The organism is Streptomyces sp. NPDC014733 (assembly GCF_043083385.1).
Classification (GTDB): domain Bacteria; phylum Actinomycetota; class Actinomycetes; order Streptomycetales; family Streptomycetaceae; genus Streptomyces.
The window spans coordinates 317525-341782 of record NZ_JBIBYO010000001.1 but is presented as its reverse complement, the minus strand read 5'-3'; the positions used below and the strand labels follow the sequence as shown (position 1 = coordinate 341782).

Sequence of the window (24258 nt, the reverse complement as noted above, 5' to 3'; positions counted from 1 at the left end):
GAAACATGCAGAGCCCGCTTTTCGCCCACACCGAGGCACAGACCCAGGACCGCTACGCCCTGCAGAACTCCCAGCTGCTGCGCGTCGCCCTCGAAGGACACGAGGACCTCCTCGCCCGCAAGGGCTCCATGGTCGCCTACCAGGGACTCCTCGAATTCGAGGGTGACTACCAGACCCAGGGCCAGCACTACGCCCGCGCCGTCACCGGCGAGGGCCTGGACCTGATGCGCATCTCCGGCCAGGGCACCGTCTACCTCGCCAACCTCGCCCAGTACGTCCACATCCTCGACGTGGACCACCAGGGCCTGACCGTCGACAGCAGTTACGTCCTGGCGCTCGACTCCGGGCTCCACTGGGACGCCGTCTCCGTCGACAGCCGGTACGGCATCTCCGGCACCGGCAAGTACCAGCTCAACATCGCAGGTCAGGGCAAGGTCGTCCTGATGACCTCCGGCCAGCCGCTGATGCTGCCGGTCACCCCCGAGACCTACGTCAACGCCGACGCCGATGCGGTCGTCGCCTGGTCCGCGTCGCTGCGGGTCCAGATGCAGGCCCAGACGCACTCCTCCGGCGTCTGGCGGCGCCGCGGCAGCACCGGCGAGGGCTGGGAGCTGAGCTTCCTCGGCCAGGGATACGCCCTGGTCCAGCCCAGCGAACTGCTTCCGCCGCAGAACGCCGTCATCGGCTCCGGCCTCGCCGCACAGTTCGGCATGGGCCAGCAGGGCGCCCGCGGCTACAACCAGGGCAACATCTTCACCAACTGACACCGCAGGGCCGGGCCCGGACGGAACACCACCCGGGCCCGGCCCTCCGGCCGACCGCTACAACAGCGCCCGCGCGCCCTCGACCAGCCGCACCACCGAATCGTCCGCCACGGCGGCGACCTCGTCGTACCGGAACCACCGCAGATCCAGCGACTCGTCACTGATCCGCTCCACCGCGCCCTCGGGCGCCACCGCCGCGAACTGCACATCCAGATGCCAGGCACACGGCGTGTGATGGCGATCCAGCCGCACCGGACCGCCGGGCAGCAGCTCCAGCCCCCGCGCGATACCGGACTCCTCACGCGCCTCGCGCAGCGCCGCGTCCGCCAACGTGGCGTCCCCGGGCTCGCAGTGGCCGCCCATCTGCAGCCACATCTTCAGCTTGCGGTGCAACGTCAGCAGCACCCGCCCGCCCGCCGGGTCGACCACCAGCGCGCTCGCCGTCAGATGGCCCGCGGCGCAGGGCTTCCCCATGCCGTCGGGGTACGCGGCCAGATGCTCCAGGTACGAAAGCCGCAGCTCTTCCTGGGCAGGCGACGGCGCGGACCACTCCTTGAGCGCCCGCGCCGCCTCGTCGTGCAGACTCACCGGTCACCGTCGCCCTGGGAACCGCTCCCGCCGCTCCCGCCGCTCCCGCCGTCCGCACCGGAACCGCCGTCCGCCTGCGGCTTCCGCGGCTCCTTGCCGCCGCTCGCCGCGTCACCCAGCATCTTGTCCAGCTCGGAGAAGTCCATCTGCTCGTGGTGCACGAAGCCGTCCGGGTCGTCGAGATCGGCGCCGGTCGGCAGCATGTCCGGGTGCGCCCACAGACCGTCGCGCCCCTCCAGACCCCGGGCGTCCGTCAGCGACGCCCACAGCCGGGAGGCGTCCCGCAGCCGCCGCGGCCGCAGCTGCAGCCCGATCAGCGTGGAGAACGTCTGCTCCGCCGGACCACCGGTCGCCCGGCGCCGCCGCAGCGTCTCCCGCAGCGCGTCCGCCGACGGCAGATGCGGCGCCGCGGCGGCGTGGACGACCGCGTCCACCCAGCCCTCGACCAGCGCCAACGCCGTCTCCAGCCGCGCCAGCGCAGCCTTCTGCTCCGGGGTGTCCTCCGGCTGGAACATGCCGGACTGCAGCGCGTTCTGCAGCTCCTCGGGGTGCTGCGGGTCGATCTGGCCGACGACGTCCTCCAGCTTCGAGGTGTCGACCTTGATGCCGCGGGCGTACCCCTCCACGGCCCCGAACAGATGCGAGCGCAGCCACGGCACATGCGCGAACAGCCGCTGATGGGCGGCCTCCCGCAGCGCCAGGTAGAGCCGCACCTCCTCCTCGGGCACGCCGAGACCGGAGCCGAACGTCGCGATGTTCTTGGGCAGCAGCGCCGCCTTGCCGGCCGGGCCCAGCGGCAGGCCCACGTCCGTCGAACCGACGACCTCGCCCGCCAGGACGCCCAGCGCCTGCCCGATCTGGGTGCCGAACATCGCGCCGCCCATGGAGCGCATCATGCCCAGCAGCGGACCGGCCATCGCCTGCATCTCACCGGGCAGCACATCGCCCATCGCCGACCCGACGCGCTCCGCGAGCGGATTCACCAGGTCCTTCCAGACCGGCAGGGTCTCCTCGACCCACTCCGCCCGGCTCCACGCCACGACCGTCCCGGCGCCCGACGGCAGCGACGTCACACCGTCCAGCCACAGATCGGCCAGGCGGACCGCCTCCTCGACCGCGGTGCGCTCACCGGGCGAGACGGACTCGTCCTTGCCCCCGGCCTCGGTGCCCTGCGCGACCGTCTGCCGCGCGATGTCCTTGGCCATCTCCCAGTTCACCGGCCCGCCCTCGTACGAGAGCATCTGGCCCAGCTTCTGGAAGGCGGCGCCGAGGTCGCCGGGGCTCATCTGGCCCTCCGGGCCGCCCATGCCGCCGAAGAGCGCCGCGAACGGGTTGTCCGCGCCACCGCTCCCGCTGCCGAACCCGAACGGGTCCGCGGGGCCCTGGCTACCTCCCTGGCCGCCCTTCTTCTTGCCGTTGTCGCCGTCCTCCGGCTCCTCCGGCGGAAGGCCGAATCCGAATGGGGTGTCACTCACGGGTTTCCTCGGCTCGTAGGGCCGCCGGCCCTCGGCCGACGGCGGCTGCCCGACATCACCCTCCAGCGTAGACACCCTCCGAGCATCGGGGCTCGGTGCCCGCTCTCGGGACGCCTGCGGCAGGATGGACGCCACCTGTACGTACGCGGCGGTACGCATACGTACTGAAGACAACCGCTGGAGACGCCCGGTGAGTTCCCCAGATCCGACCGTTCGCGCAGCGCGAAACGCTGACGCCCCGACCCCGCAGACCGGACGCGGTACCGAAGAACCGGCCCCGCGGCCCGGCCGCCGTCCCATCGTCGCCGTCACCGGAGCCGCCACCGGCGTCGGCGCGCTGCTGACCCGCGCCCTGGCCGCATCCGACGAGGTCAAGCAGGTCATCGCCATCGACGAGCGGCGCGGCGACGTCCCCGAGGCCCACTGGCACGTCCTGGACATCCGGGACCCGGCCATCGCCGAGAAACTGCACGGCGCCGACGTCGTCGTCCACCTCGCGCTCGACCTCGACCTGGAGTCCGACGCCGCCGCCCGCACCGCCTACAACGTCCGCGGCACCCAGACCGTCCTCACCGCCGCGGCCGCCGCGGGGGTGCACCGCGTCGTGCTGTGCACCTCCGCGATGGTCTACGGCGCACTGCCCGACAACGACATCCCGCTCGCCGAGGACGCCGAGCTGCGGGCGACCGCCGACGCCACCGGGGTCGGCGACCTCCTGGAGATCGAACGCCTCGCCCAGCGGGCACCCCGCGCCCACCCCGGCCTGAACTGCACCGTCGTGCGGCCCGCCGTCCTCGTGGGCGGCACCGACACCGCGCTGACCCGGTACTTCGAGTCGCCGCGCCTCCTGGTCGTCGCCGGCTCCCGCCCCGCCTGGCAGTTCTGCCACGTCGAGGACCTGGTCAGCGCCCTGGAGTACGCCGCCCTGGAGAAGGTCGAGGGCGAGCTGGCGGTCGGCTGCGACGGCTGGCTGGACCAGGAAGAGGTCGAGGAGCTGTCCGGTATCCGGCGCATGGAGCTGCCGTCGTCCGTCGCCCTGGGCGCCGCGGCCCGGCTGCACCGCATCGGGCTGACCCCCTCACCCGCCGGGGACCTCGCGTACACCATGCACCCCTGGGTGGTCAGCGGCAGCCGGCTGCACGAGGCGGGCTGGCGGCCCCGGTGGACCAACGAGGAGGTCCTCGCCGAGCTGCTGGAGGAGGTCGCCGGGCGGCACACCGTGGCCGGCCGCCGCCTGGGCCGCAAGGACGCCACCGCCGCGGGGGCCGCCGGCGCGACCGTCGCCCTCCTGGGCACCGCCGCCCTGGTGCGCCGCGCCCGCAAGGCCCGCCGCCGGATCTGACGCGGACCCCCGGGCGCGGCGGGCGGGGCCGCGCCTGGAGGACCCTCCAGGCGGCGCGCCCCGGGCCAGGGGGAACGGCCATTCCCCTTCCGGGGTGCGGTGGGGCACGATGGCGGCATGTCTGGCACGCACGTCACCCCGACCCCAGGCCGTGACCACCCCGGAGAGCGGGGCGCGGCCGACCCCGTCCGGCTGCTGGCGGTCCGCGAGACGCCGCTCTCCGTCGACGAGGTGTTCGCGGCCGTCGGCGACGCCGCGGCGGGCGGTACCGCGCTGTTCGTCGGCACGGTCCGCTCGCACGACGGCGGCACCGACGTCGACGCGCTGGGCTACTCCGCGCATCCGACGGCCGAGGCGGAGCTGCGGCAGGTCGCCGAGAAGGTCGCCGCCGACTTCCCGGTCCGCGCGTTGGCCGCCGTCCACCGCGTCGGCGATCTGGCCGTCGGCGACCTCGCCGTGGTCGTCGCGGTCTCCTGCCCGCACCGCGCCGAGGCGTTCGCCGCCTGCCGCCGGCTGATCGACGACCTCAAGGCGACGGTCCCGATCTGGAAGCACCAGACCTTCTCCGACGGCACCGAGGAGTGGGTCGGCGCCTGACGACACGCCGCCCGCTCACACGCCCGGCCCCGCCGCGCCGCCCGGTCGGCCCCCGGCCACGGAGCCAACCGGGTGGGTGGGTTCCGGTTGCGTAACCTGCCCCCGGGCGTGAGCGTTGACCTGGCAGAAGGTTAATCTGCTTATTCGTCGATAGCGGTGGGACACTTTCGGGAGGCCACTATGGGTGCGCTCCTCTGGCTGTTGATTCCGGTCCTCGCCGCGCTCGCCGCCATGCTGTGGAGCACCTGGGCACAACGCAACCGCAGAAGCGGCGGCGACATCGCGGAGCTGGCCGGATACGAACGCTTCCGGGCCGCGATGGAGCGCGAGCACTCCGGATCCGATCTGGTCTGACCCGGCGTCCGCCCGCCGAACCGGAACACACCGGGCGGCGGGCGGACGCCGGACCGGCCGTCCGCCTCGTACGGACGGCCCCGCGAGCCGGTTGTCATACCCGTCCCGTACTGTCGTTCCATGCCACGCCGCACCGCGACGCTGCTCGCCTCGATACTGATGCTGATCGCGCTGCTCTGCGCCGGGGTGCTCATCCCCGTGCCGTACTCCGAGATGTCGCCGGGCCCCACCGTGAACACCCTCGGCGAACACGAGGGCAAGCCGGTGCTGCAGATCTCCGGCCGCAAGACGTATCCGACCGACGGTCACCTCAACATGACCACCGTCCGCGTCACCGGCCCGGACTACTCCATGAATCTCCTGGAGGCGGTCTACGGCTGGCTCGACCCCGACAGCGCCGTCGTCCCGCACAAGACGCTCTACCCCGAGGGGCAGACCGCGGAGCAGGCCGACCAGGAGAACGCCGAGGAGTTCTCCCAGTCGCAGGAGAGCGCCAAGGTCGCGGCGCTCGAGCAGCTCCACATCCCCGTCGCCACGCAGACCGTCGTCGCCTCCGTGCTCAAGGGCAAGCCGGCCGACGGACTGCTGCACGCCGGCGATGTGATCAAGGCGGTGGACGGTACGCCGGTGAAGGCGAAGGACGACGTCACCAAGCTCGTCACCCGTCACAAGCCGGGGGAGAAGGTCGTCTTCACCGTCATCCCCGCCAAGAACGCGGCGGCCGCCGAGAAGAAGGGACAGCGGCCCGAGGGCGGCCGCAAGGACATCACGGTGCCCACGGTGAAGGCCGAGGGCGGCCGTGCCCTGGTCGGTATCCAGGCGGGCGTCGACCACATCTTCCCGTTCACCATCGACGTCAAGCTCGCCGACGTCGGCGGCCCCAGCGCCGGGCTGATGTTCGCCCTCGGCATCGTCGACAAGCTCAGCAAGCAGAGCCTCACCGGCGGCAAGTTCATCGCCGGCACCGGCACCATCGACGACCAGGGCAAGGTCGGCCCGATCGGCGGCATCTCGATGAAGACGGTCGGCGCGCGGGCCAAGGGCGCCGAGTACTTCCTCACGCCGAAGGACAACTGCGCCTCCGCGGCGAAGGACACCCCCGAGGGCCTCACCCTCGTGAAGGTCGACACCATAGGCGACGCCGTCCAGGCGCTGAAGAAGATCAGCAGCGGGCACCCCCAGGGCCTGCCCAGCTGCTCCATATCCCACTGAGGCGCGTCCGGCGTACGGGGAGCCGCCCCGTACGCCGGACGCCGCCGGTCATGCCTCGAACGTCGCCGCCAGCGCGTCCGCGAGGCCCGGCACCAGCGAGGCGCCCGTGAGCACCTCGGACGTCGCGTCCTTCTCGCGCAGCCGCAGCGCCGACTCGCGGGAGCCGTCCCGCAGCACCGCCACGGTCATCCGGACCTCCTGACGGTCCGAGTGCTCGGCCACCCACGCGGCGAGCTGCTTCTCGTCCAGCCCCGCGGGCACCGAGTCCTCGGCCGACGGCGGCAGCATCAGCCGCTCCACGGTCAGCGCGCAGCCGGCGACCGCGTCGGGCCAGGCGATGGTGGCGAGGAATTCGTCGAGCGGGGCACCGGCCGGGATCTCGTCCTGCTCGACGGGGGTCAGCGACGCGGCCGCGTCGTCGTCGATGCCCAGCTGGGAGGCGAGCGCGGGCTCCTGTTCCCGCAGCTTGGCGGAGTCCACGAGGGCGAAGAGTCGGGCGGGCTGGTCCCAGCCCAGCCCGGCGCTGTACTCGTCGATCTCGAGTACCGCGCGGGTCAGCGGAGAGGCGGCGAGGGGGGTGCCGTCCACGGGGTTGTTCGTCATGTTTCACATCGTGCCCTGTGAAGCCCGGAAATCGGGAACCGGGTAAAGCCTTCGTAAGTTGGTGGAGTGGGTCCTACTATCTCCGGGCCTGTTCCACACGACAGCGATCTTCGAGGTGCGCACCTTGGCTTTCCAGATGCCGGACCGCGGCGGAGGCCCCTCCGGGCCACGGATGAGAGTCGGCCGGCCGTCGCGGCGGGCCCGGACCCTTTTCATGACGGTGGGCGTACTGGCCGTCCTGGCCATGCTCTTTGTGATGTTCTCCGGGTTCTGGACCGACTGGCTCTGGTACCGCTCGGTGAAGTACGCCTCCGTCTTCACCACGACCCTGTGGACGAAGATCGGCCTCTTCGCCGTCTTCGGCGTGCTGATGGCCGTGGTCGTCGGCGTCAACATCTGGCTGGCCCACCGCCTGCGGCCGCCGCTCAGCGCGATGTCCATGGAGCAGCAGAGCCTGGACCGCTACCGCATGAGCCTGGCGCCCTTCAAGAAGTGGGTGCTGCTGGCGATCTCCACGGTCGTCGGGCTGGTCGCCGGCGCCTCCGCGTCCGGTGAGTGGCGCACCTGGCTCCAGTGGATCAACGGCGTGCCGTTCGGCCAGAAGGACCCGCAGTTCGGCAAGGACGTCGCGTTCTACGCCTTCGACCTGCCCTGGTACCGCTTCCTGCTGAGCTTCGGCTTCGCCGCCGCGGTGCTCTGCCTGGTCGCCGCCGCGCTCACCCACTACCTCTACGGCGGCCTGCGGCTCACCAGCCCCGGCTCGCGCGCGACCGCCGCGGCCACCGGCCATCTGTCGGTGCTGCTGGGCCTCTTCGTCTCGCTCAAGGCCGTCGCGTACTGGCTCGACCGCTACGGCCTCGCCGTGAAGTCGAGCGGGCTGCGCTCCGCCGACGGCTGGACGGGCCTGCGGTACGTCGACGCCAACGCCTACCTCCCGGCGAAGACGATCCTGTTCTTCATCGCGGCGATCTGCGCGGTGCTGTTCTTCGCGACCCTGTGGCGCCGCACCTGGCAGCTGCCGGTCATCGGCTTCGGCCTGATGGTCCTCTCGGCGGTGCTGATCGGCGGGCTCTACCCGGCGATCGTGCAGAAGTTCCAGGTCCAGCCGAACGAGCAGGCCAAGGAAGCGCCGTACATCAAGCAGAACATCAAGGCGACGCGGGACGCGTACGACATCCAGGACTCGAAGGTCACCGGCTACAAGGGCGACTACCAGCCCGGCAGCAAGGCCGAGAGTCAGAAGCTCCGGGACAACGCCGACACCACCGCCAGCATGCGCCTGCTCGACCCGAACGTCGTCTCCCCGGCGTTCCAGCAACAGCAGCAGGTGCGCGGCTACTACCAGTTCCCCTCGACCCTCGACGTCGACCGCTACAAGGACAAGGACGGCGTCGAGCAGGACACCGTCATCGGTCTGCGCGAGCTGAACATCGCCGGTATCCCCGAGCGCAACTGGATCAACGACCACTTCAAGTACACCCACGGCTACGGCGCGGTGGCGGCGAAGGGCACCGAGACCTCCGAGGGCGGCGGCCCGAAGTACACCGAGTCCGACCTGCCGTCCAAGGGCAAGCTGCCGGAGTACGAGCAGCGGATCTACTACGGCGAGAAGACCACGCAGTACTCCATCGTCGGCGGTCCGCAGAAGGAGCTGGACTACTCCGACGACAGCGGCGAGAAGAGCTACACCTACCAGGGCAAGAGCGGCGTCAGCCTCTCCAACCCGGTCAACCGCGCCGCCTACGCGGTGGCGTTCGGTGAGCCGCAGATCCTCTACTCCGGGGCGATCGGCGACGGTTCGAAGATCCTCTACAACCGCACGCCCAAGGAGCGCGTCGAAGCGGTCGCGCCGTGGCTGACCATCGACGGCGACGCCTACCCGGCGGTCATCAACGGCCGGGTCCAGTGGATCGTCGACGCGTACACCACGAGCAACGGCTATCCGTACGCCTCGCGGACCACGCTCGGCGACACCACCGCCGATTCGCTGACCAACGGACAGCGGGCGGTGATGGCCCAGCAGAACCAGGTCAACTACATCCGCAACTCCGTGAAGGCGACCGTCGACGCCTACGACGGCAGCGTCAAGCTCTACCAGTGGGACAAGGCGGACCCGGTCCTCAAGACCTGGATGAAGTCCTTCCCGGGCACGGTCGAGCCGCGTAGCAAGATCAGCCCGCAGCTGATGGAGCATCTGCGCTACCCGCAGGACCTCTTCAAGGTCCAGCGGCAGCTGCTGACGACGTACCACGTCACGGACCCGGGCACCTTCTACACCGGCTCCGAGCGCTGGCAGATCCCCAACGATCCGACCAACAAGTCGGGCAACTCCGTGCCGCCGTACTACCTGAGCATGAAGATGCCGGACCAGAAGGATCAGACGTTCTCACTGACGACGACGTTCACGCCCAACAAGAGGGACAACCTCGGGGCGTTCATGGCCGTCGATGCGAACGCCACCAGCGGCGACTACGGCAAGATCAGAATTCTGAAGCTGCCGTCGGAGACGCCGGTGCCGGGCCCGCAGCTGGTGCAGTCGAAGTTCAACTCCGATCCGCAGATCGCCAACGAACTGAACATCCTCAAGAAGTTCGGTGACTCGGAGATCGAGTACGGCAACCTGCTGACCGTGCCGCTGGACGGCGGTCTGCTCTACGTCGAGCCGGTCTATCTGCGCGGCGCCAACACCAACTACCCGCTCCTGAAGAAGGTGCTGGTGAGCTACGGCGACAACAAGCCCGTCCTGGAGAACTCCCTCAAGGACGCGCTGGACGTCGTCTTCGGCAAGAAGGCACCGAGCAGCACCGCACCGGGCGAGGAACCGCCGGCCGGCGGGGAGACGACCCGGCCGCCGTCGGACCAGTCGGTGCAGGAGGCGCTGACCGACGCGCAGAAGGCGTACGAGGCGGGCGAGAAGGCCCGGGTCGACGGCGACTGGAGTGCGTACGGCGACGCCCAGAAGAAGCTCAAGGAGGCGCTGGACCGCGCCGCGGCCGCCGAGAAGAAGGCGGACAAGAAGGGCGGCGGCTCCGGCGGCTGACCGCCCGGGCCGCCCGCGGCGGCCGCCGGACTCCCCGGCGGCCACCGGGCACCGTGAGCCGGGGCGGGGCCTGCGCGGACCCCGCCCCGTGCCGTGGTAGGTTGAGACCACAACGACGCGGGGTGGAGCAGCTCGGTAGCTCGCTGGGCTCATAACCCAGAGGTCGCAGGTTCAAATCCTGTCCCCGCTACTGACGACGAGGGCCCGGATTCTTCGAGAATCCGGGCCTTCGTCATGAGCGCGGCCGTACCGGGTACCCGACCGGTCGGCCGCGTTCTTCCTGTGCACAGCCCCGTCGAACAGCCGATGTGGGGAACCTGTGTGCTGGAGTTTGGCAAGTCGTTGTGTCGGGAAGTCGACAAACCGCTGAAGTGACCTCGCCGGGTGCTGTATACCAGGTGTACGAGGGTTACGGGTGGTGCGACGATGGCTCTTATGGGGGACAAGGCAAGGTTGTTGGAGACGGACCGGTTTGTGCATGCGCCTGATGAAGGGCGCACATCCGAGTTGCCGATGGACGAAATGGACGCCGCGGAGGCGACCGACGCGTCGGAGGCCGTGACCGAATCCGGTCACCGCCGCGCCGCGGAGGCCGGCGACACCGCGGCCATGAGCGCACTGGGCGCGCTGCTGCTGCGCCGCGGGGATCTCGACGGCGCCGAGCCGTACCTGCGCTCCGCGACCGTCGCGGGTGACCGCGCGGCCGCGAACAATCTCGGCGTACTGCTGCATCAGCGGGGCTACACGGACGAGGCGGCGGGCTGGTGGCGGATCGCCGCGGTCGCCGGGTCCGCCGCCGCCGCACACGCCCTCGGGCGCCACCACCGCGAGCGCGGGGACGAGCCCGCAGCCGAGTACTGGCTGCGCCAGTCCGCCGAATCGGGCCACTGCCTGGGCGCGTACGCCCTTGCCGACCTGCTCGAACACCGCGGGGACATCGGCGCCGAGCGGTGGTTCCGCACCGCGGCCGAGCGCGGGCACCGGGAGGCGGCCTACCGCCTCGCCCGGCTCATCGAGGAGGGGCGCGGCGCCGACCGCCGCGCGACGCCCGCCTACGGCGAGCTCAGCCGGGAGGCCGAGGCCGAACAGTGGTACCGCCAGGCCGCCGCGCGCGGACACCGGCGCGCGGCGCTCCAGCTCGGCACGTTGCTGGAGGAGCGCGGCGACGTCCAGGAGGCGGGGCGCTGGTACCTCTCCGCCGCCAAGGACGGCGAGCCGAAGGCCGCCTGCGCGCTGGCCTTCCTGCTGCGCGACGCCGGAGACACCGAGAGCGCCGCCGAGTGGTGGCGCCGCGCCGCCCAGGACGGCGACGGCAACGCCGCCAACGCCCTGGGCGCGCTCCACGCCGACCGCGGTGAGCTGCAGACCGCGGAGCGCTGGTACCGCGCGGCGCTCGACGCGGGTGACGTCAACGGCGCCTACAACCTCGGGCTGCTCTGCGCCGAGCAGGGCCGGGCCGGGCGCGGGGAGCAGTGGTACCGCCGCGCCGCGTACGCCGGACACCGGGAGGCCGCCAACGCGCTGGCCATCCTGCTGCTCCAGCGGGGCGACGCGGCCGGTGCCGAGCCGTGGTTCTCCAAGGCGGCAGAGGCCGGCAGCGTGGACGCGGCGTTCAACCTCGGCATCCTGTTCGCCGGACGGGGCAGCGAGCGCGCCGCCCGGATCTGGTACGAGCGGGCGGCCGCGGCCGGCCACACCGAGGCGGCGCTCCAGGTCGCCATCGCCCAGCAGCGCGAGGGTGCGGACGAGGACGCGGAGCCGCATCTGCGCTGCGCGGCGGAGGGCGGCAGCGCGGAGGCGGCGTTCCGCCTCGCCGATCTGCTGGACCGCCGGTCCGCGGAGGTCACGAAGGCCGACGACCCCTGGCCCACGGGGCAGGCGCGGAAGCCGGACGCCGAGTCGACCCGTTGGTACGAGAAGGCGGCAGCCCAGGGGCACCGCCGGGCCCAGGTCCGGGTCGGGATGTTCGCGGCGGCCCGGGGGGAGACGGTCGAGGCGGCCCGCTGGTACCGCGCGGCCGCCGAGGCCGGGAGCCGTAACGGCGCCTTCAACCTCGGGCTGCTCCTGGCCCGCGAGGGCAGCCTGCCCGAGGCCGCCCTGTGGTGGCAGCGGGCGGCCCGTGACGGCCACGGCCGGGCCGCGCTCCGGCTGGCGCTGCTGGCCGCGCGGCGCGGCGCCCTGGCCGAGGCCGGGTCGTGGTGTGCGCGCGCGGTGGAGCTGGGGCCGCCGGAGGTCGCCGAGCGGGCGGCCCGGTTGCAGGAGGCGCTCCAGGAGGAGCTGAGCGCCTGACGGCTTTTCCCCGGGGGCGGTCCGGTGCCGCTCCCGGGGACCGGATTTGCGCTGGTCGTCGGCGTGGGTCTAGAGTGAACAGCACAACGACGCGGGGTGGAGCAGCTCGGTAGCTCGCTGGGCTCATAACCCAGAGGTCGCAGGTTCAAATCCTGTCCCCGCTACTGAAGACGAAGGCCCGGATTCTTTCGAGAATCCGGGCCTTCGTCGTATGCACGGACGCCGCTGGAGGCCGGACGCGGGCACGGCAACGGGCCCGCACCCGGTGGGGTGCGAGCCGGTCAAGGGGGCGGGGCGGCCCGGACGGGGCGGGTCCGCGGCTTCAGGAGGTGGCGGCGCAGGTGGGGCACAGGCCCCGGTAGGTCACCGTCACCTCGGAGACCTGGAAGCCGAACCGCTCGGGCTCGGGGAGTGCGGAGAGCGGGTCGCCGTGGAGGTGGACGTCCCGGATGGTGCCGCAGCGCGAGCACACCAGGTGCTGGTGGTCGTGGTGGGCGTTGGGGTCGTAGCGCTTGGCGCGGCCGTCCGTGCTGACCTCCAGCACCTCGCCGAGCGAGACCAGCTCGCCGAGGGTGTTGTAGACGGTGGCGCGGGAGATCTCGGGGAGCCGTTCGGTCGCGCGGGCGTGCACCTCGTCGGCGGTGTAGTGGACGTGGTCACCGTCCAGCACCTCGGCGACCACGCGCCGCTGTGCGGTCAGTCGCCAGCCGCGTTCCCGAAGCCGTTCCAGCAGGTCACTCATGCCATTCACCTATCAGTCAGATACGCCCAGGGTAACAGTGCGCCGTCCATCACCGGATCGGGTACGACTTTCGGGGTCTTCTTGACTTAGACAATGTCCAATGTAGGATCGGCGACGGCGCAAGCCAAGGGCAGGTAGCAGACTTCAGGAGGCGCACGTGTCGGTAGAGAGCACCACGGGACCGCTGACCACGGAGTCCGGAGCTCCGGTTGCGGACAACCAGAACAGCGAGACGGCCGGCCTGGGTGGACCCGGACTGATCCAGGACCAGCTCCTGATCGAGAAGCTCGCCCACTTCAACCGCGAGCGGATCCCGGAGCGCATCGTCCACGCCCGGGGCGCCGGTGCGTACGGCACCTTCACCGTCACCGCGGATGTCACCAAGTACACCCGCGCGAGGTTCCTCTCCGAGGTCGGCAAGCAGACCGAGACGTTCCTGCGCTTCTCGACCGTCGCGGGCAACCTCGGTGCGGCCGACGCGGTGCGTGACCCGCGCGGCTTCGCGCTGAAGTTCTACACCGAGGACGGCAACTACGACCTCGTCGGCAACAACACCCCGGTGTTCTTCATCAAGGACGCCATCAAGTTCCCCGACTTCATCCACACCCAGAAGCGCGACCCGTACACCGGCTCGCAGGAGGCGGACAACGTCTGGGACTTCTGGGGCCTGTCGCCCGAGGCGACGCACCAGGTGACCTGGCTCTTCGGTGACCGCGGCATCCCCGCGTCCTACCGCCACATGGACGGCTTCGGCTCGCACACCTTCCAGTGGAGCAACGAGGCGGGCGAGGTCTTCTGGGTCAAGTACCACTTCAAGACCGACCAGGGGATCAAGAACCTCACCAGCGAGGAGGCCGCCGAGGTCGCCGGTAGGGACCCGGACAGCCACCAGCGTGACCTGCGGGAGTCCATCGAGCGCGGCGACTTCCCGAGCTGGACGGTCGGCGTGCAGATCATGCCCGCCGCCGAGGCCGCGAACTACCGCTTCAACCCGTTCGACCTCACCAAGGTGTGGCCGCACGCGGACTACCCGGTCATCGAGATCGGCAAGCTGGAGCTGAACCGCAACCCGCAGAACATCTTCGCCGAGGTCGAGCAGTCGGTCTTCTCCCCGCACCACTTCGTGCCGGGGATCGGCCCCTCGCCCGACAAGATGCTCCAGGGCCGTCTCTTCGCGTACGGCGACGCGCACCGCTACCGCGTCGGCATCAACGCCGACCACCTGCCGGTCAACCGCCCGCACGCCACCGAGGCGCGCACCCACGGCCGGGACGGCGTGATGTACGACGGCCGTCACGCGGGCGCGAAGAACTACGAGCCGAACAGCTTCGGCGGTCCCGCCCAGACCGGCCGCCCGCTGTGGGAGCCCTTCCAGCTCTCCGGCGCCACCGGCGAGAGCGCGGCCCCCTCGCATGCCGAGGACGACGACTTCGTGCAGGCGGGCAACCTCTACCGCCTGATGTCGGAGGACGAGAAGGAGCGGCTGGTGAACAACCTCGCGGGCTTCATCGCCAAGGTGTCCCGCGACGACATCGCCCAGCGCGCGATCGACAACTTCCGCAAGGCGGACGCGGACTACGGCAAGCGGCTCGACGCCGCGGTCCAGGCCCTGCGCGGCTGACCGGCCACCCCGCGCGCCGGGCCGTCTCCCTCGGGGCGGTCCGGTCGCGGGCGGCCACCCGCTTGCCGTACCAGCCGAAGAGGCCGGATGCCATGGGGCTCCGGCCTCTTCGCGCGTCGCGCGCCAGGTGCGGGGTCAGTTGGGGGCGTCGCCCACGTACGCCAGCAGATCGTCGTGGAGCAGGCCGTTGGAGGCCGCGGCGTTGCCGCTGTGCGGGCCCGGGACGCCGTCGAGGCCGGTGAAGCGGCCGCCGGCCTCCTGCACCACGACGGCGCACGCCGCCATGTCCCACAGCGACAGCTCCGGCTCCGCGCAGATGTCCACCGAGCCCTCGGCGACCATCATGTACGGCCAGAAGTCGCCGTACGCGCGCGTCCGCCAGCAGTCGCGGCTCAGGTCGAGGAAGCCGGGGAGCTTGTCCCGCTCCTCCCAGCCGGTCAACGAGGAGTACGCGAACGAGGCGTCCCGGATGCTGCCGACCTCGGAGACCCGCAGCCGGCTGGCGGAGGTCAGGCTGCGGCCGGTGAAGGCGCCCAGCCCCTCGGCCGCCCACCAGCGACGGCCCAGCGCCGGGGCGGAGACGATGCCGACGACCGGGCGGTCGCCGTCCTTGCCCCGCTCCATCAGCGCGATCAGGGTGGCCCAGACCGGGACGCCGCGCACGTAGTTCTTGGTGCCGTCGATCGGATCGATGATCCAGCGGCGCGGGCCGGTGCCCTCGGAGGAGCCGAACTCCTCGCCGAGGACGGAGTCACGCGGCCGGGCCCGCTGGAGATGACCGCGGATCAGCTCCTCGGCGGCCTTGTCCGCCTCGCTGACCGGCGTCATGTCCGGTTTGGTCTCCACCTTGAGGTCGAGCGCCTTGAACCGTTCCATGGTGGCGGCGTCCGCGGCGTCCGCGAGGACGTGTCCGAGACGGAGATCATCGTGATAGTCGGGCATGTACGAACAGTATCTACTGGTATGCACGGACAGCCACATGATCGGGCCCCGCCGGGCGGATAGGCCCCGGACGGCCGCACGCGGCGCCCCTTGACAGTCCCCGGCGGCGCCTCAATTCTGTGCGCACACCGGTCATATGGGACCGGTCAGGCGGGAGGCGACGATGCCGACAGCGCGGGAAGCCCTGCTCGACGCCGCCTACGCGGCGCTCGCGGACCAGCCCTGGGCGGCGGTCCGGATGGTCGATGTGGCGGCCGCCGCCCGGGTCTCCCGGCAGACCCTCTACAACGAGTTCGGCAGCAAGTCCGGACTGGCCCGCGCGCTGGTGCGCCGCGAACTGGACGCCTACCTGGCGGGCGTCGAACGGGCGCTGACCGGATGTCAGGGGGACCCGGGCGGGCCGTCCGTACGGGCCGGGGCGCCGTCCGGCCGGTCCGGGGGCGCGGCCGACCGGCCCGGCTCCTCGCCCGCCCCGGCCGGTGACGCGGCGGCGCGGGTCGCCGCGGCGGCCGCCTGGACGCTGCGTACGGCGCGCACCAATCCGCTGGTCAGGGCCGCGTTGACGGGCTGCTGGGGCGAGCGGCTGCCGCCCCGGTGGGCGGCCGGACCGGTGCCGGCGCGGCCGCGTGGTGCCCGGCGGGCCGTCCCGGCGCAGCGGCAGGGCGCGGGGGAGGGGCCGCCGCCCGGGCCCACCGATCTCGTCGGCCGGTTCCGGGAGCGTGCGGTGGCGGCGCTGGCGCCGCACTGGCCGGACGAGGAGCTGCCCGCGCTGGACACCGCGTGCGAGGCGGCCGCCCGGCTCACTCTCTCCTGCGTGGTCGCCCCCGCCCGCCCGGAGCCGCCCGGGGCCGGTGCCCGTACGGCCGCGGCGGGCCGGGACGCGGAGAGCGAGGCGGTGGCGCGGCTGGTGCGCGGGGCGTTCGCCCGGGTGCCGGGGCGGACAGGGCGCCCGGGGCGCGGGAAGGCGGGCGGCTGACCTGCGCGGACGGCCGGGGAGGGGTGGTGTGGGTCAGTGCGCCGAGCCGGACAGCTGGAGGCCGATGACGCCGGCGATGACCAGGCCGATGGAGATGATCTTGAGCGTGGAGGTCAGGTCGCCGAGGAAGACCATGCCGTAGACGGCGGTCCCGGCGGCGCCGATGCCCGTCCACACCGCGTACGCCGGGCCGACGTCCAGCTTCCGCAGCGACAGCGTCAGCAGACCGAAGCTGCCGAGCGCGAACGCGGCGAACGCGATCGTCGGCCAGAGGCGGGTGAAGCCGTGCGACAGCTTGAGGCAGACCGCGAAGCCGGTCTCCAGAAGCCCCGCCACCACGACGAGCAGCCATGCCATGTCCCATGCCTCCGTCTGCCGCTGACCGCTACGTCCGCCTCGGTGTGATTATGCAGTTACCCCGGACGGTGGGCAGGGGATTGGGTGGCTCAGTCGCCCTCGCGTCGCTCGCGGGTGGCCAGCAGCCGACGCAGCGAGTACAGCCGCGCGGGAGCGGCGTGGCCCTCGGCGACCCAGCCGTCCAGCGCGCAGTCCGGTTCGTCGTGGCTGCACGCGCGCGGGCAGCCCTCGGTGCCCGGCACCAGGTCGGGGAAGGCCAGCACCACCCGCGCGGGATCGACGTGGTGCAGCCCGAACGAGCGCACGCCCGGGGTGTCGATCACCCAGCCGGTGCCGCCGGGCAGCGGCAGCGCCAGCGCCGAGGTGGTGGTGTGGCGGCCGCGGCCGGTGTGTGCGTTGACATGGCCGGTGGCCCGGCGGCGCTCCGGCACCAGGGCGTTGACCAGCGTGGTCTTGCCGACGCCGGAGTGGCCGACGAAGGCGGTCATCCGGCCGGCCAGCCGCTCGCGGACCTGCTCGGCGGCGGAACCGTCGGCCAGCTCGTCGCGGTTGGTGACCAGATAGGGGACGCCGAGCGCGCCGTACGAGGCGAGGAGGGTGTCGGCCGGGGCGAGGTCGGACTTGGTGAGCACCAGCAGCGGATCGAGCCCCGCGTCGTACGCCGCCACCAGACAGCGGTCGATCAGCCGGGGGCGCGGCTCCGGGTCGGCGAGGGCGGTGACGATGGCGAGCTGATCGGCGTTGGCGACGACGACGCGCTCGTACGGATCGTCGTCGTCGGCCGTCCGGCGCAGCGTGGAGGTGCGCGGCTCGACGCGGACGATACGGGCCAGGGTGTCCTTGGCGCCGCTGAGGTCGCCGACCACCGCCACCCGGTCGCCGACGACGGCGCTCTTGCGGCCCAGCTCACGGGCCTTCATCGCGGTGACCGTGCGGTCGTCGATGAGGACGGTCAGCCGCCCCCGGTCGACGGTCAGGACCAGGCCCTCGCTGGCGTCCTCGTGCTTGGGGCGGATGTTGGTACGCGGGCGGTTGCCCTTGCGGTTCGGGCGGACCCGGACGTCGTCCTCATCGGGGTTCTTGCCGTAGCGGCGCATGGTGCGGAACCCTCAGCCTCTCCGGGCGGCCGGTGCGGCCGGGTCGAGCATGGCGGTCCACAGGGCGGGGAAGTCCGGGAGGGTCTTCGCGGTCGTCGCGACGTTCTCCACCTCCACCCCCTCGACGACGAGGCCGATGAGCGCCGCGGCGGTCGCCAGGCGGTGGTCCTCGTAGGTGTGGAAGACGCCGCCGTGCAGCGGGCGCGGGCGGATGTGCAGGCCGTCGGCGGTCTCGGTGACATCGCCACCGAGGTTGTTCAGCTCCTTGGTGAGCGCGGCCAGGCGGTCCGTCTCGTGCAGCCGCAGATGGGCGACGCCGCGGAGCGTGGACGGGGAGTCGGCGAGGGCCGCGACGGCGGCGATGCCGGGGGTCAGCTCGCCGACCTCGCCGAGATCGACGTCGATGCCGTGGATCGCGCCGCCGCCGGTGAACGTCAGCCCGGCCTCGGTCAGCTCGCAGGAGCCGCCCATCGCGGTGAAGATCTCGCGCAGCGCGTCACCGGGCTGCGTGGTGTGGGCCGGCCAGTCCGGGACGGTGACGCGGCCGCCGGTGACCAGCGCCGCGGCCAGGAACGGCTGGGCGTTGGAGAGATCCGGCTCGACGACGAGATCCCGGCCCAGCAGGGCGCCCGGGGTGACCCGCCAGACGTTCGGCTCGCCGCCCGCCTCCGGGGTGTCGACCTGGGCGCCGGCGGCGCGCAGCATGTCGACCGTCATCCGGATGTGCGGCATGGACGGCAGCGCGGCGCCGGTGTGCCGCACCTCCACACCCTGGTTGAAGCGGGGCGCGGAGAGCAGCAGCGCGCTGACGAACTGGGACGAGGAGGAGGCGTCGACGGCGACCGGGCCGCCGTCGAGGGTGCCGGTGCCGTGCACCGTCATGGGGAGCGCGCCGCGGCCGTCGTCGTCGATCCGGGCGCCGAGGGCGCGCAGCGCCTCGATGACCCCGCCCAGCGGACGCTCGTACGAGCGCGGGTCGCCGTCGAAGCGGACCGGGCCGTCGGCGAGCGCGGCGACCGGCGGCAGGAAGCGCATGACCGTGCCGGCGTTGCCGACGTCGACGGTGGCCGGGCCGCGCAGACCGGCCGGGATGATCCGCCACGCCTCGCCGCCGCCGGGCTCGGCGGAGCTGGAGGAGGCGGTCTCCTCGATGCCGACGCCCAGGGTGCGCAGCGCCTCGGCCATCAGGAGGGTGTCGCGGGAGCGGAGCGGGCGGCGCAGCCAGCCCGGCTCCGCGGCGAGGGCGGCGAGCACCAGACCGCGGTTGGTGACCGATTTCGAGCCGGGCACGGTGACGGTCGCATCGACCGCCCCCGAGGCGACGGGGGCGGGCCAGAGTGCGGGGAGTGCGGTGCTCTCGGTCATGCCCTCACTTTAATCGCTGGGCAAGGGTGCCCATCCTGATCAAAAACGGTGCGACTGCGACGTACCTGCGTCGCACACCGCGCTGATCAGGCAACCGTCCCGGCACGCCGCCGTCCGCGGCGTCCGCGATGCGCACGATCGGGGGATACGCACCCGGGGAGGGCCGGTTTCCGCGGCGGTCCGGGCCGCCCCGGCGGCGTACGCGGCCGGGGGGCGGGCCGCCGGACCGCCGCGGGGCGCGGGTCAGAGGCCGAGCAGCCAGCGGCCGCCGCCGAACAGTGAGCAGAGCGTCACCACGTGGAAGAGCCCGATCCAGACGAACGCCGGGGCATGGGTGAGCCGGGCCAGCTGGTCGGGGTCGGAGTCCGGCGCGCCGCTCGGCGACCCCGGTCGCGGCGCGGGGCCGCGGCGCCGCTTGCGCTGGAGCTCGAAGACCGGCCGGACGCCGCCGAGCAGCAGGAACCACACCGCCGCGTATGCGAAGCCCGCCTGGACGTCGGCGGCCGTCAGCCAGGAGACGAGGAGGAAGGCGGCGCCCGTCAGGACCACGGTGAGCACCCCGTAGGCGTTGCGGATCATCACCAGCATGACGAGGAGCAGCAGCGTCGCGCCCCACAGGAGCGCCGTGATGTGGCCGGCCGCCAGCAGCGCGGCGCCCGCCAGCCCCAGCAGGGACGGGGTGATGTAGCCGGCGGCCGCGGTCAGGATCATGCCGAGACCGGTCGGTTTGCCGCGCGAGACGGTCAGACCCGAGGTGTCGGAGTGCAGCCGGATGCCCTCCAGGCGGCGGCCGGTGACCAGCGCCAGCAGGCCGTGGCCGCCCTCGTGGGCGATGGTCACCGCGTTCCGGGTCAGCCGCCAGGCCGGGCGCGGCAGGACGGCCGCCAGCGCCAGCACCCCCGTCGCGACCACCAGCCAGACCGGCGGGTCGGGCTGGGTCCCGAAGACGCGGCTGCCTATGTCGGTGAGGCGATCGGTGTCCATGGCGTCCCTGTCGTCCCTTCGTTATGGCCTGGCAGTGTGGCACGGCTGCCCGACGGTACGCGGCGGGGCCGTGCGCCCGGGGCGCGGAGGGGGAGCGGGGGCGCGTCCGGTGGGGCGTGCGCCGGTCCCGCCGACCGGGACACCTGGTGTGCGGCGCGGCGGCCTACCCTGGTGGGTCAGCAGGTCAAAGGGGTGGATTGCCGTGTGTGGCAGGTATGCAGCGAGTCGTGGACCCGAGGAGCTGACGGCGACCTTCGGGATCGGGCACTTGGTGCCCGAGGAGACGCTCGCCCCGGACTACAACATCGCCCCGACCGTCCCCGTACAGGCGGTTCTGGAGCGCCCCCTCAAGGGCGCCGCGGCGCAGGCGTTCCCGCCGGGGGCGCCGGTGCGGCAGCTGCGGACGCTGACCTGGGGCCTGGTGCCGTCGTGGTCGAACTCGCCGGACGGCGCCGCGCGGATGATCAACGCACGGGCCGAGACGGTCCACGAGAAGCCCTCGTTCCGCCAGGCGTTCGCCGCCCGCCGCTGTCTGCTCCCCGGGGACGGCTATTACGAGTGGGTGACCGCCCCCGAGGAGCGGGAGCTGGAGGAGCGCGGGGTGAAGAAGCGCCCCCGGAAGCAGCCGTACTTCGTGACGCCCGCCGACGGGTCCGTGATGGCGATGGCGGGCCTGTACGAGTTCTGGCGCGACGCCACGCTCCCCGCCGACCATCCGCGGGCCTGGTGGGTGACGTGCGCGGTCATCACCACGGAGGCCGAGACGACGCCGCTGGCCGGGGCGGACGACGGCGCGGGGCCGCAGTCGCTGGCCGACATCCACCCCCGGATGCCGCTGGTGATGACGCCCGACCGCTGGGACGCCTGGCTCGACCCGTCCCACACCGACCCCGACGGGCTGCGGACCCTGCTGGCGCCGCCCCCGGCCGGGCTGATGCGCGCGTACCCGACCCCGACGGCCGTCAGCAACGTCCGCAACAACGGCCCCGAGCTGCTCACCGAACTCGACGGGCCCGAGGTCGGCACCCTGTTCTGAGGCGCGCGTCCCCGGGGCGGCCGGTGCGCCGCTCCCGGTGGCGGGCCCGTGCGGCCGGGGCGTCCGCGGGGCGGCAGGATGGGCGTATGACTTCCGGTGTGCAGGAGAGCGAGACGGTCGCCACGCCCGCGGGCGAGGCGCGGATCACCTGGTTCCGGGCGCCCGTGCCCGCCCGGGCGGTGCTGGCGGCCGGCCACGGCGCCGGGGGCGGGATCGAGGCGCGTGACCTGCGGGCGCTGGCCGCCGCGCTGCCCGGCCGCGGCTACACCGTCGCGCTCGTGGAGCAGCCGTGGCGGGTCGCCGGGAAGAAGGTGGCGCCCGCCCCCAAGACCCTCGACGCCGGGTGGACGGCGCTGTGGCCGGCGCTGGAGAAGCCCGGCCTGCCGGTCGTCGCGGGCGGGCGCAGCGCGGGGGCGCGGGTCGCCTGCCGCACCGCGCGCGAACTGGGCGCGCACGCCGTCCTCGCCCTCAGCTTCCCGCTGCACCCGCCGGGCCGCCCGGAGAAGTCCCGCGCCGAGGAGCTGACCGGCGCCGGCGTGCCGACCCTCGTCGTCCAGGGCGACCGGGACCCCTTCGGGCGCCCCGAGGAGTTCCCGCCCGGCACGGAGCTGCGCGAGGTGCCCCACGGCGACCACGGTTTCGCGGTGCCCAAGCGGGCCGGGGTCACCGAGGACGGGACGATGACGGTGCTGACGGACGCGGTCGCGGAGTGGCTCGACCGGCTCTTCGGCTGACCCGGGACGCGCCGACCCGCGGCCCCCCCGGGGCGCCGAGAGACCTCGGCCCGCCGCCCCGCGCCCCCGGCGCGCCACCTCACTCCGCGCGCCCCCGGGGCCGGGCGCGGACGTGCATCCGCTCGCCCTGGCGGCCGAAGAGGCTGAGCAGCTCCACCGGCTTGTCGTCCGCGGGCCCGAACCAGTGCGGCAACCGGGTGTCGAACTCCGCCGCCTCGCCCGCCTTCAGCTCCACGTCCCGGTCGGCCAGCAGCAGCCGCAGCCGCCCCGACAGGACGTACAGCCACTCGTACCCCTCGTGCGTGCGCTGCTCGGGCGGGCCCGGCACCGGGTCGACGACGAGCTTGAACGCCTGGAGGGCGCCCGGCTGCCGGGTCAGCGGGACGAACGTCATGTGCGCCCGGCGCTGCGGCACCGCCCGCACCCGGGGGTCGCCCACCTCCGGGGCGCCGACCAGTTCGTCCAGCGGCACCTGATGGGCGCGGGCCAGCGGGAGCAGCAGCTCCAGGGTGGCGCGGCGGCGCCCGGACTCCAGGCGGGAGAGGGTGCTGACCGAGATGCCGGTCACCTCCGACAGGGCGGCCAGGGTCACCGAGCGCTCCTGTCGCAGCCGCCGCAGCCGCGGCCCGACCTCGCCGAGCACCCGTTCGTACGCGTCATCCGTCATGCCCTCCATTGCCGAAGCGGCAACGCGTTTTGTCAACCCCGGCGCCGTGCGGGCCGCCGCGAAATGGTGCCGGGGGCCGGGAATGCGCCGCGGGGCACGGCTGTTGACCATGCCGTAGGACGTCCGTACACCGCTCGCGCAGCACGAGGAATGGGAGCCCGCCGCATGGGAATCGCCTGCCCCGCTCGCCCCGCCGCCGACCTGCGATGGCCCCAGACGCAGGTACCGCAGGCCGCTCCGGCTGGAGCGGCGGCGGTCCGGGATCGTCGTCTATTCTCCGAATCGAGTGGATCCGCATCCGGGTCCGTCACGGTGTTGGAGGAGGTGGGTCCGGTCACCGGTACCGACGCAGGGACCGACGGCGCGGCACAGGAGCACTCCGCGGACCGGAAGGAGAGCGACGCCGAGCGCAACGCACGCTTCGAGCGCGACGCCCTCACCTTCCTGGACCAGATGTACTCCGCCGCGCTGCGCATGACGCGCAATCCGGCCGACGCGGAGGACCTGGTGCAGGAGACGTATGCCAAGGCGTACGCGTCCTTCCATCAGTTCCGGGAAGGCACCAACCTCAAGGCGTGGCTCTACCGCATCCTGACCAACACCTTCATCAACTCCTACCGCAAGAAGCAGCGTGAGCCGCAGCGGAGCGCGGCGGAGGAGATCGAGGACTGGCAGCTGGCGCGCGCCGAGTCGCACATGTCCACCGGACTGCGCTCCGCCGAGTCGCAGGCGCTCGACCACCTCCCCGACTCCGATGTGAAGGCCGCACTCCAGGCCATTCCGGAGGAATTCCGCATCGCGGTCTATCTCGCGGACGTGGAGGGCTTTGCGTACAAGGAGATCGCGGACATCATGGGGACACCCATCGGCACGGTGATGTCCCGTCTGCACCGCGGCCGGCGCCAACTGCGCGGCATGCTGGAGGACTACGCCCGGGAGCGCGGGCTGGTCCCGGCCGGGGCAGGGGCTGCCACGCAGGCACCGCAGCCGCACGACCGGAAAGGCTCGGGATCATGAGCTGCGGAGAGCCGCACGACAAGGAATGCTCCGAGGTCCTCGATCACCTCTACGAGTATCTCGACCGTGAGATGCCGGAGGGGGAGTGCGAGAAGTTCCAGGTGCACATCGACGAGTGCTCGCCGTGCCTGGAGAAGTACGGCCTGGAGCAGGCCGTCAAGAAGCTCGTCAAGCGCTGCTGCGGCCATGACGACGTCCCCAGCGACCTGCGCTCCAAGGTCATGGGCCGGATCGACCTGATCCGGGCCGGGGAGACCGTCCCCGAGGTCAGCGTGCTCGATCAGGCCCGTCAGGACGCGGCCCGCAACGACGACTCCACCGGCGCCCGGGACGCGGACGGCACCGATGCCGCCGCCGCGTCCCCCGCCGAAGCGGCGGAATCCGCCGATGCACGCACCGAGGCCGCGCGCGCCGAATAACGCTGCGCATCACCCGAAGGAATGAGCGGCGGGGTTT

General features: G+C 72.6%; 23 protein-coding genes and 2 tRNA genes. 15 read left to right on the top strand and 10 right to left on the bottom strand.

The genetic code is table 11. The features are described from left to right. Positions 1-5 precede the first annotated feature (5 nt). Positions 6-764 carry an AIM24 family protein gene (locus ACF1BH_RS01515; protein WP_391640356.1) on the top strand — a complete coding sequence of 253 codons (759 nt, stop codon included), beginning with the start codon at positions 6-8 and terminating at the stop codon, positions 762-764. 57 nt (positions 765-821) lie between these two features. Here ACF1BH_RS01515 and ACF1BH_RS01510 read toward each other — a convergent pair whose 3' ends face one another. After that, the gene (locus ACF1BH_RS01510; RefSeq protein ID WP_391640355.1) at positions 822-1352 is read right to left on the bottom strand and encodes an NUDIX hydrolase; all 531 of its coding nucleotides are present in this window, start codon (positions 1350-1352) and stop codon (positions 822-824) included. After that, positions 1349-2827 (bottom strand): zinc-dependent metalloprotease, encoded by a 1479-nt coding sequence (locus tag ACF1BH_RS01505; protein WP_391640354.1) that lies wholly within the window; start codon positions 2825-2827, stop codon positions 1349-1351. Before ACF1BH_RS01505 ends, ACF1BH_RS01510 begins: the two co-directional genes overlap by 4 nt. 190 nt (positions 2828-3017) lie before the next feature. Here ACF1BH_RS01505 and ACF1BH_RS01500 point away from each other — a divergent pair, with 190 nt between their 5' ends. From ACF1BH_RS01500 to ACF1BH_RS01485, 4 genes are all read left to right on the top strand, one after another. Continuing rightward, a complete protein-coding gene (locus ACF1BH_RS01500) occupies positions 3018-4169 on the top strand; it encodes an SDR family oxidoreductase (protein ID WP_391640353.1) in 1152 nt (383 codons plus the stop codon). A gap of 117 nt (positions 4170-4286) precedes the next feature. Beyond that, entirely contained in the window at positions 4287-4766 is a 480-nt protein-coding gene (locus tag ACF1BH_RS01495) for a molybdenum cofactor biosynthesis protein MoaE (RefSeq protein WP_391640352.1), read from the top strand. Between the two features lie 180 nt (positions 4767-4946). Beyond that, positions 4947-5120: a hypothetical protein gene (locus tag ACF1BH_RS01490; RefSeq protein ID WP_185993890.1), complete on the top strand. Its 174-nt coding sequence runs from the start codon at positions 4947-4949 to the stop codon at positions 5118-5120. 120 nt (positions 5121-5240) lie between these two features. Beyond that, positions 5241-6332 carry a PDZ domain-containing protein gene (locus ACF1BH_RS01485; RefSeq protein WP_391640351.1) on the top strand — a complete coding sequence of 364 codons (1092 nt, stop codon included), beginning with the start codon at positions 5241-5243 and terminating at the stop codon, positions 6330-6332. Positions 6333-6380: 48 nt separating this feature from the next. Here ACF1BH_RS01485 and ACF1BH_RS01480 read toward each other — a convergent pair whose 3' ends face one another. Next, a complete protein-coding gene (locus ACF1BH_RS01480) occupies positions 6381-6935 on the bottom strand; it encodes a PPA1309 family protein (RefSeq protein ID WP_391640350.1) in 555 nt (184 codons plus the stop codon). 214 nt (positions 6936-7149) lie between these two features. Here ACF1BH_RS01480 and ACF1BH_RS01475 point away from each other — a divergent pair, with 214 nt between their 5' ends. The 4 genes from ACF1BH_RS01475 (at position 7150) to ACF1BH_RS01460 (ending at position 12428) form a co-directional block, all read left to right on the top strand. After that, complete coding sequence (locus ACF1BH_RS01475; RefSeq protein ID WP_391640349.1) at positions 7150-9975, top strand: UPF0182 family protein; 2826 nt, start codon at positions 7150-7152, stop codon at positions 9973-9975. 116 nt (positions 9976-10091) lie between these two features. Next, positions 10092-10165, top strand: a tRNA-Met gene (locus ACF1BH_RS01470). Between the two features lie 236 nt (positions 10166-10401). Continuing rightward, positions 10402-12264 carry a tetratricopeptide repeat protein gene (locus ACF1BH_RS01465; RefSeq protein WP_391640348.1) on the top strand — a complete coding sequence of 621 codons (1863 nt, stop codon included), beginning with the start codon at positions 10402-10404 and terminating at the stop codon, positions 12262-12264. Between the two features lie 90 nt (positions 12265-12354). After that, positions 12355-12428: transfer RNA gene (locus tag ACF1BH_RS01460), tRNA-Met, on the top strand. A 158-nt stretch (positions 12429-12586) separates the two neighbouring features. Here ACF1BH_RS01460 and ACF1BH_RS01455 read toward each other — a convergent pair. Beyond that, a complete protein-coding gene (locus ACF1BH_RS01455; RefSeq protein WP_030280923.1) occupies positions 12587-13006 on the bottom strand; it encodes a Fur family transcriptional regulator in 420 nt (139 codons plus the stop codon). A 157-nt stretch (positions 13007-13163) separates the two neighbouring features. On the opposite strand from ACF1BH_RS01455, the gene ACF1BH_RS01450 reads away from it, so the two are divergent. Further along, a complete protein-coding gene (locus tag ACF1BH_RS01450) occupies positions 13164-14627 on the top strand; it encodes a catalase (protein ID WP_391640347.1) in 1464 nt (487 codons plus the stop codon). A gap of 135 nt (positions 14628-14762) precedes the next feature. Here ACF1BH_RS01450 and hisN read toward each other — a convergent pair whose 3' ends face one another. Continuing rightward, positions 14763-15569: a histidinol-phosphatase gene (hisN, locus tag ACF1BH_RS01445; protein WP_391640346.1), complete on the bottom strand. Its 807-nt coding sequence runs from the start codon at positions 15567-15569 to the stop codon at positions 14763-14765. A 163-nt stretch (positions 15570-15732) separates the two neighbouring features. Here hisN and ACF1BH_RS01440 point away from each other — a divergent pair, with 163 nt between their 5' ends. Then, a complete protein-coding gene (locus ACF1BH_RS01440; protein WP_391640345.1) occupies positions 15733-16545 on the top strand; it encodes a TetR/AcrR family transcriptional regulator in 813 nt (270 codons plus the stop codon). Positions 16546-16578: 33 nt separating this feature from the next. Here the strand turns inward: ACF1BH_RS01440 and ACF1BH_RS01435 are convergent, their stop codons facing one another. The 4 genes from ACF1BH_RS01435 to ACF1BH_RS01420 all read right to left on the bottom strand — a co-directional run bounded on the left by ACF1BH_RS01435 (position 16579) and on the right by ACF1BH_RS01420 (position 20348). Beyond that, the gene (locus tag ACF1BH_RS01435) at positions 16579-16902 is read right to left on the bottom strand and encodes a DMT family transporter (RefSeq protein ID WP_391640344.1); all 324 of its coding nucleotides are present in this window, start codon (positions 16900-16902) and stop codon (positions 16579-16581) included. A gap of 89 nt (positions 16903-16991) precedes the next feature. Next, positions 16992-17999 (bottom strand): ribosome small subunit-dependent GTPase A, encoded by a 1008-nt coding sequence (gene rsgA / locus ACF1BH_RS01430; RefSeq protein ID WP_391640343.1) that lies wholly within the window; start codon positions 17997-17999, stop codon positions 16992-16994. 12 nt (positions 18000-18011) lie between these two features. Next, entirely contained in the window at positions 18012-19364 is a 1353-nt protein-coding gene (gene aroA, locus ACF1BH_RS01425; protein ID WP_391640342.1) for a 3-phosphoshikimate 1-carboxyvinyltransferase, read from the bottom strand. Positions 19365-19607: 243 nt separating this feature from the next. Further along, a complete protein-coding gene (locus tag ACF1BH_RS01420) occupies positions 19608-20348 on the bottom strand; it encodes a M50 family metallopeptidase (protein ID WP_391640341.1) in 741 nt (246 codons plus the stop codon). A gap of 202 nt (positions 20349-20550) precedes the next feature. Here ACF1BH_RS01420 and ACF1BH_RS01415 point away from each other — a divergent pair, with 202 nt between their 5' ends. Next, the gene (locus tag ACF1BH_RS01415) at positions 20551-21384 is read left to right on the top strand and encodes an SOS response-associated peptidase (RefSeq protein ID WP_391640340.1); all 834 of its coding nucleotides are present in this window, start codon (positions 20551-20553) and stop codon (positions 21382-21384) included. Positions 21385-21470: 86 nt separating this feature from the next. After that, positions 21471-22118 carry an alpha/beta family hydrolase gene (locus tag ACF1BH_RS01410; RefSeq protein WP_391640339.1) on the top strand — a complete coding sequence of 216 codons (648 nt, stop codon included), beginning with the start codon at positions 21471-21473 and terminating at the stop codon, positions 22116-22118. Positions 22119-22197: 79 nt separating this feature from the next. Here ACF1BH_RS01410 and ACF1BH_RS01405 read toward each other — a convergent pair whose 3' ends face one another. Next, positions 22198-22785 carry a helix-turn-helix domain-containing protein gene (locus ACF1BH_RS01405; protein WP_391640338.1) on the bottom strand — a complete coding sequence of 196 codons (588 nt, stop codon included), beginning with the start codon at positions 22783-22785 and terminating at the stop codon, positions 22198-22200. Between the two features lie 324 nt (positions 22786-23109). On the opposite strand from ACF1BH_RS01405, the gene ACF1BH_RS01400 reads away from it, so the two are divergent. Next, entirely contained in the window at positions 23110-23802 is a 693-nt protein-coding gene (locus ACF1BH_RS01400; RefSeq protein WP_391640337.1) for a sigma-70 family RNA polymerase sigma factor, read from the top strand. Then, on the top strand, positions 23799-24221 hold the full coding sequence (gene rsrA / locus ACF1BH_RS01395; RefSeq protein ID WP_391640336.1) for a mycothiol system anti-sigma-R factor: 423 nt from the start codon (positions 23799-23801) through the stop codon (positions 24219-24221). Before ACF1BH_RS01400 ends, rsrA begins: the two co-directional genes overlap by 4 nt. Positions 24222-24258 lie beyond the last annotated feature (37 nt).

Excerpts from the sequence above, each read along its gene's own strand:
- ACF1BH_RS01515 (WP_391640356.1), top strand. The coding sequence starts at position 6 with ATGCAGAGCCCGCTTTTCGCCCACACCGAGGCACAGACCCAGGACCGC.
- ACF1BH_RS01495 (WP_391640352.1), top strand. The coding sequence starts at position 4,287 with ATGTCTGGCACGCACGTCACCCCGACCCCAGGCCGTGACCACCCCGGA.
- ACF1BH_RS01490 (WP_185993890.1), top strand. The coding sequence starts at position 4,947 with ATGGGTGCGCTCCTCTGGCTGTTGATTCCGGTCCTCGCCGCGCTCGCC.
- ACF1BH_RS01485 (WP_391640351.1), top strand. The coding sequence starts at position 5,241 with ATGCCACGCCGCACCGCGACGCTGCTCGCCTCGATACTGATGCTGATC.
- ACF1BH_RS01480 (WP_391640350.1), bottom strand. The coding sequence starts at position 6,935 with ATGACGAACAACCCCGTGGACGGCACCCCCCTCGCCGCCTCTCCGCTG.
- ACF1BH_RS01475 (WP_391640349.1), top strand. The coding sequence starts at position 7,150 with ATGACGGTGGGCGTACTGGCCGTCCTGGCCATGCTCTTTGTGATGTTC.
- ACF1BH_RS01465 (WP_391640348.1), top strand. The coding sequence starts at position 10,402 with ATGGCTCTTATGGGGGACAAGGCAAGGTTGTTGGAGACGGACCGGTTT.
- ACF1BH_RS01455 (WP_030280923.1), bottom strand. The coding sequence starts at position 13,006 with ATGAGTGACCTGCTGGAACGGCTTCGGGAACGCGGCTGGCGACTGACC.
- hisN (WP_391640346.1), bottom strand. The coding sequence starts at position 15,569 with ATGCCCGACTATCACGATGATCTCCGTCTCGGACACGTCCTCGCGGAC.
- ACF1BH_RS01440 (WP_391640345.1), top strand. The coding sequence starts at position 15,733 with ATGCCGACAGCGCGGGAAGCCCTGCTCGACGCCGCCTACGCGGCGCTC.
- ACF1BH_RS01435 (WP_391640344.1), bottom strand. The coding sequence starts at position 16,902 with ATGGCATGGCTGCTCGTCGTGGTGGCGGGGCTTCTGGAGACCGGCTTC.
- rsgA (WP_391640343.1), bottom strand. The coding sequence starts at position 17,999 with ATGCGCCGCTACGGCAAGAACCCCGATGAGGACGACGTCCGGGTCCGC.
- aroA (WP_391640342.1), bottom strand. The coding sequence starts at position 19,364 with ATGACCGAGAGCACCGCACTCCCCGCACTCTGGCCCGCCCCCGTCGCC.
- ACF1BH_RS01420 (WP_391640341.1), bottom strand. The coding sequence starts at position 20,348 with ATGGACACCGATCGCCTCACCGACATAGGCAGCCGCGTCTTCGGGACC.
- ACF1BH_RS01410 (WP_391640339.1), top strand. The coding sequence starts at position 21,471 with ATGACTTCCGGTGTGCAGGAGAGCGAGACGGTCGCCACGCCCGCGGGC.
- ACF1BH_RS01405 (WP_391640338.1), bottom strand. The coding sequence starts at position 22,785 with ATGACGGATGACGCGTACGAACGGGTGCTCGGCGAGGTCGGGCCGCGG.
- rsrA (WP_391640336.1), top strand. The coding sequence starts at position 23,799 with ATGAGCTGCGGAGAGCCGCACGACAAGGAATGCTCCGAGGTCCTCGAT.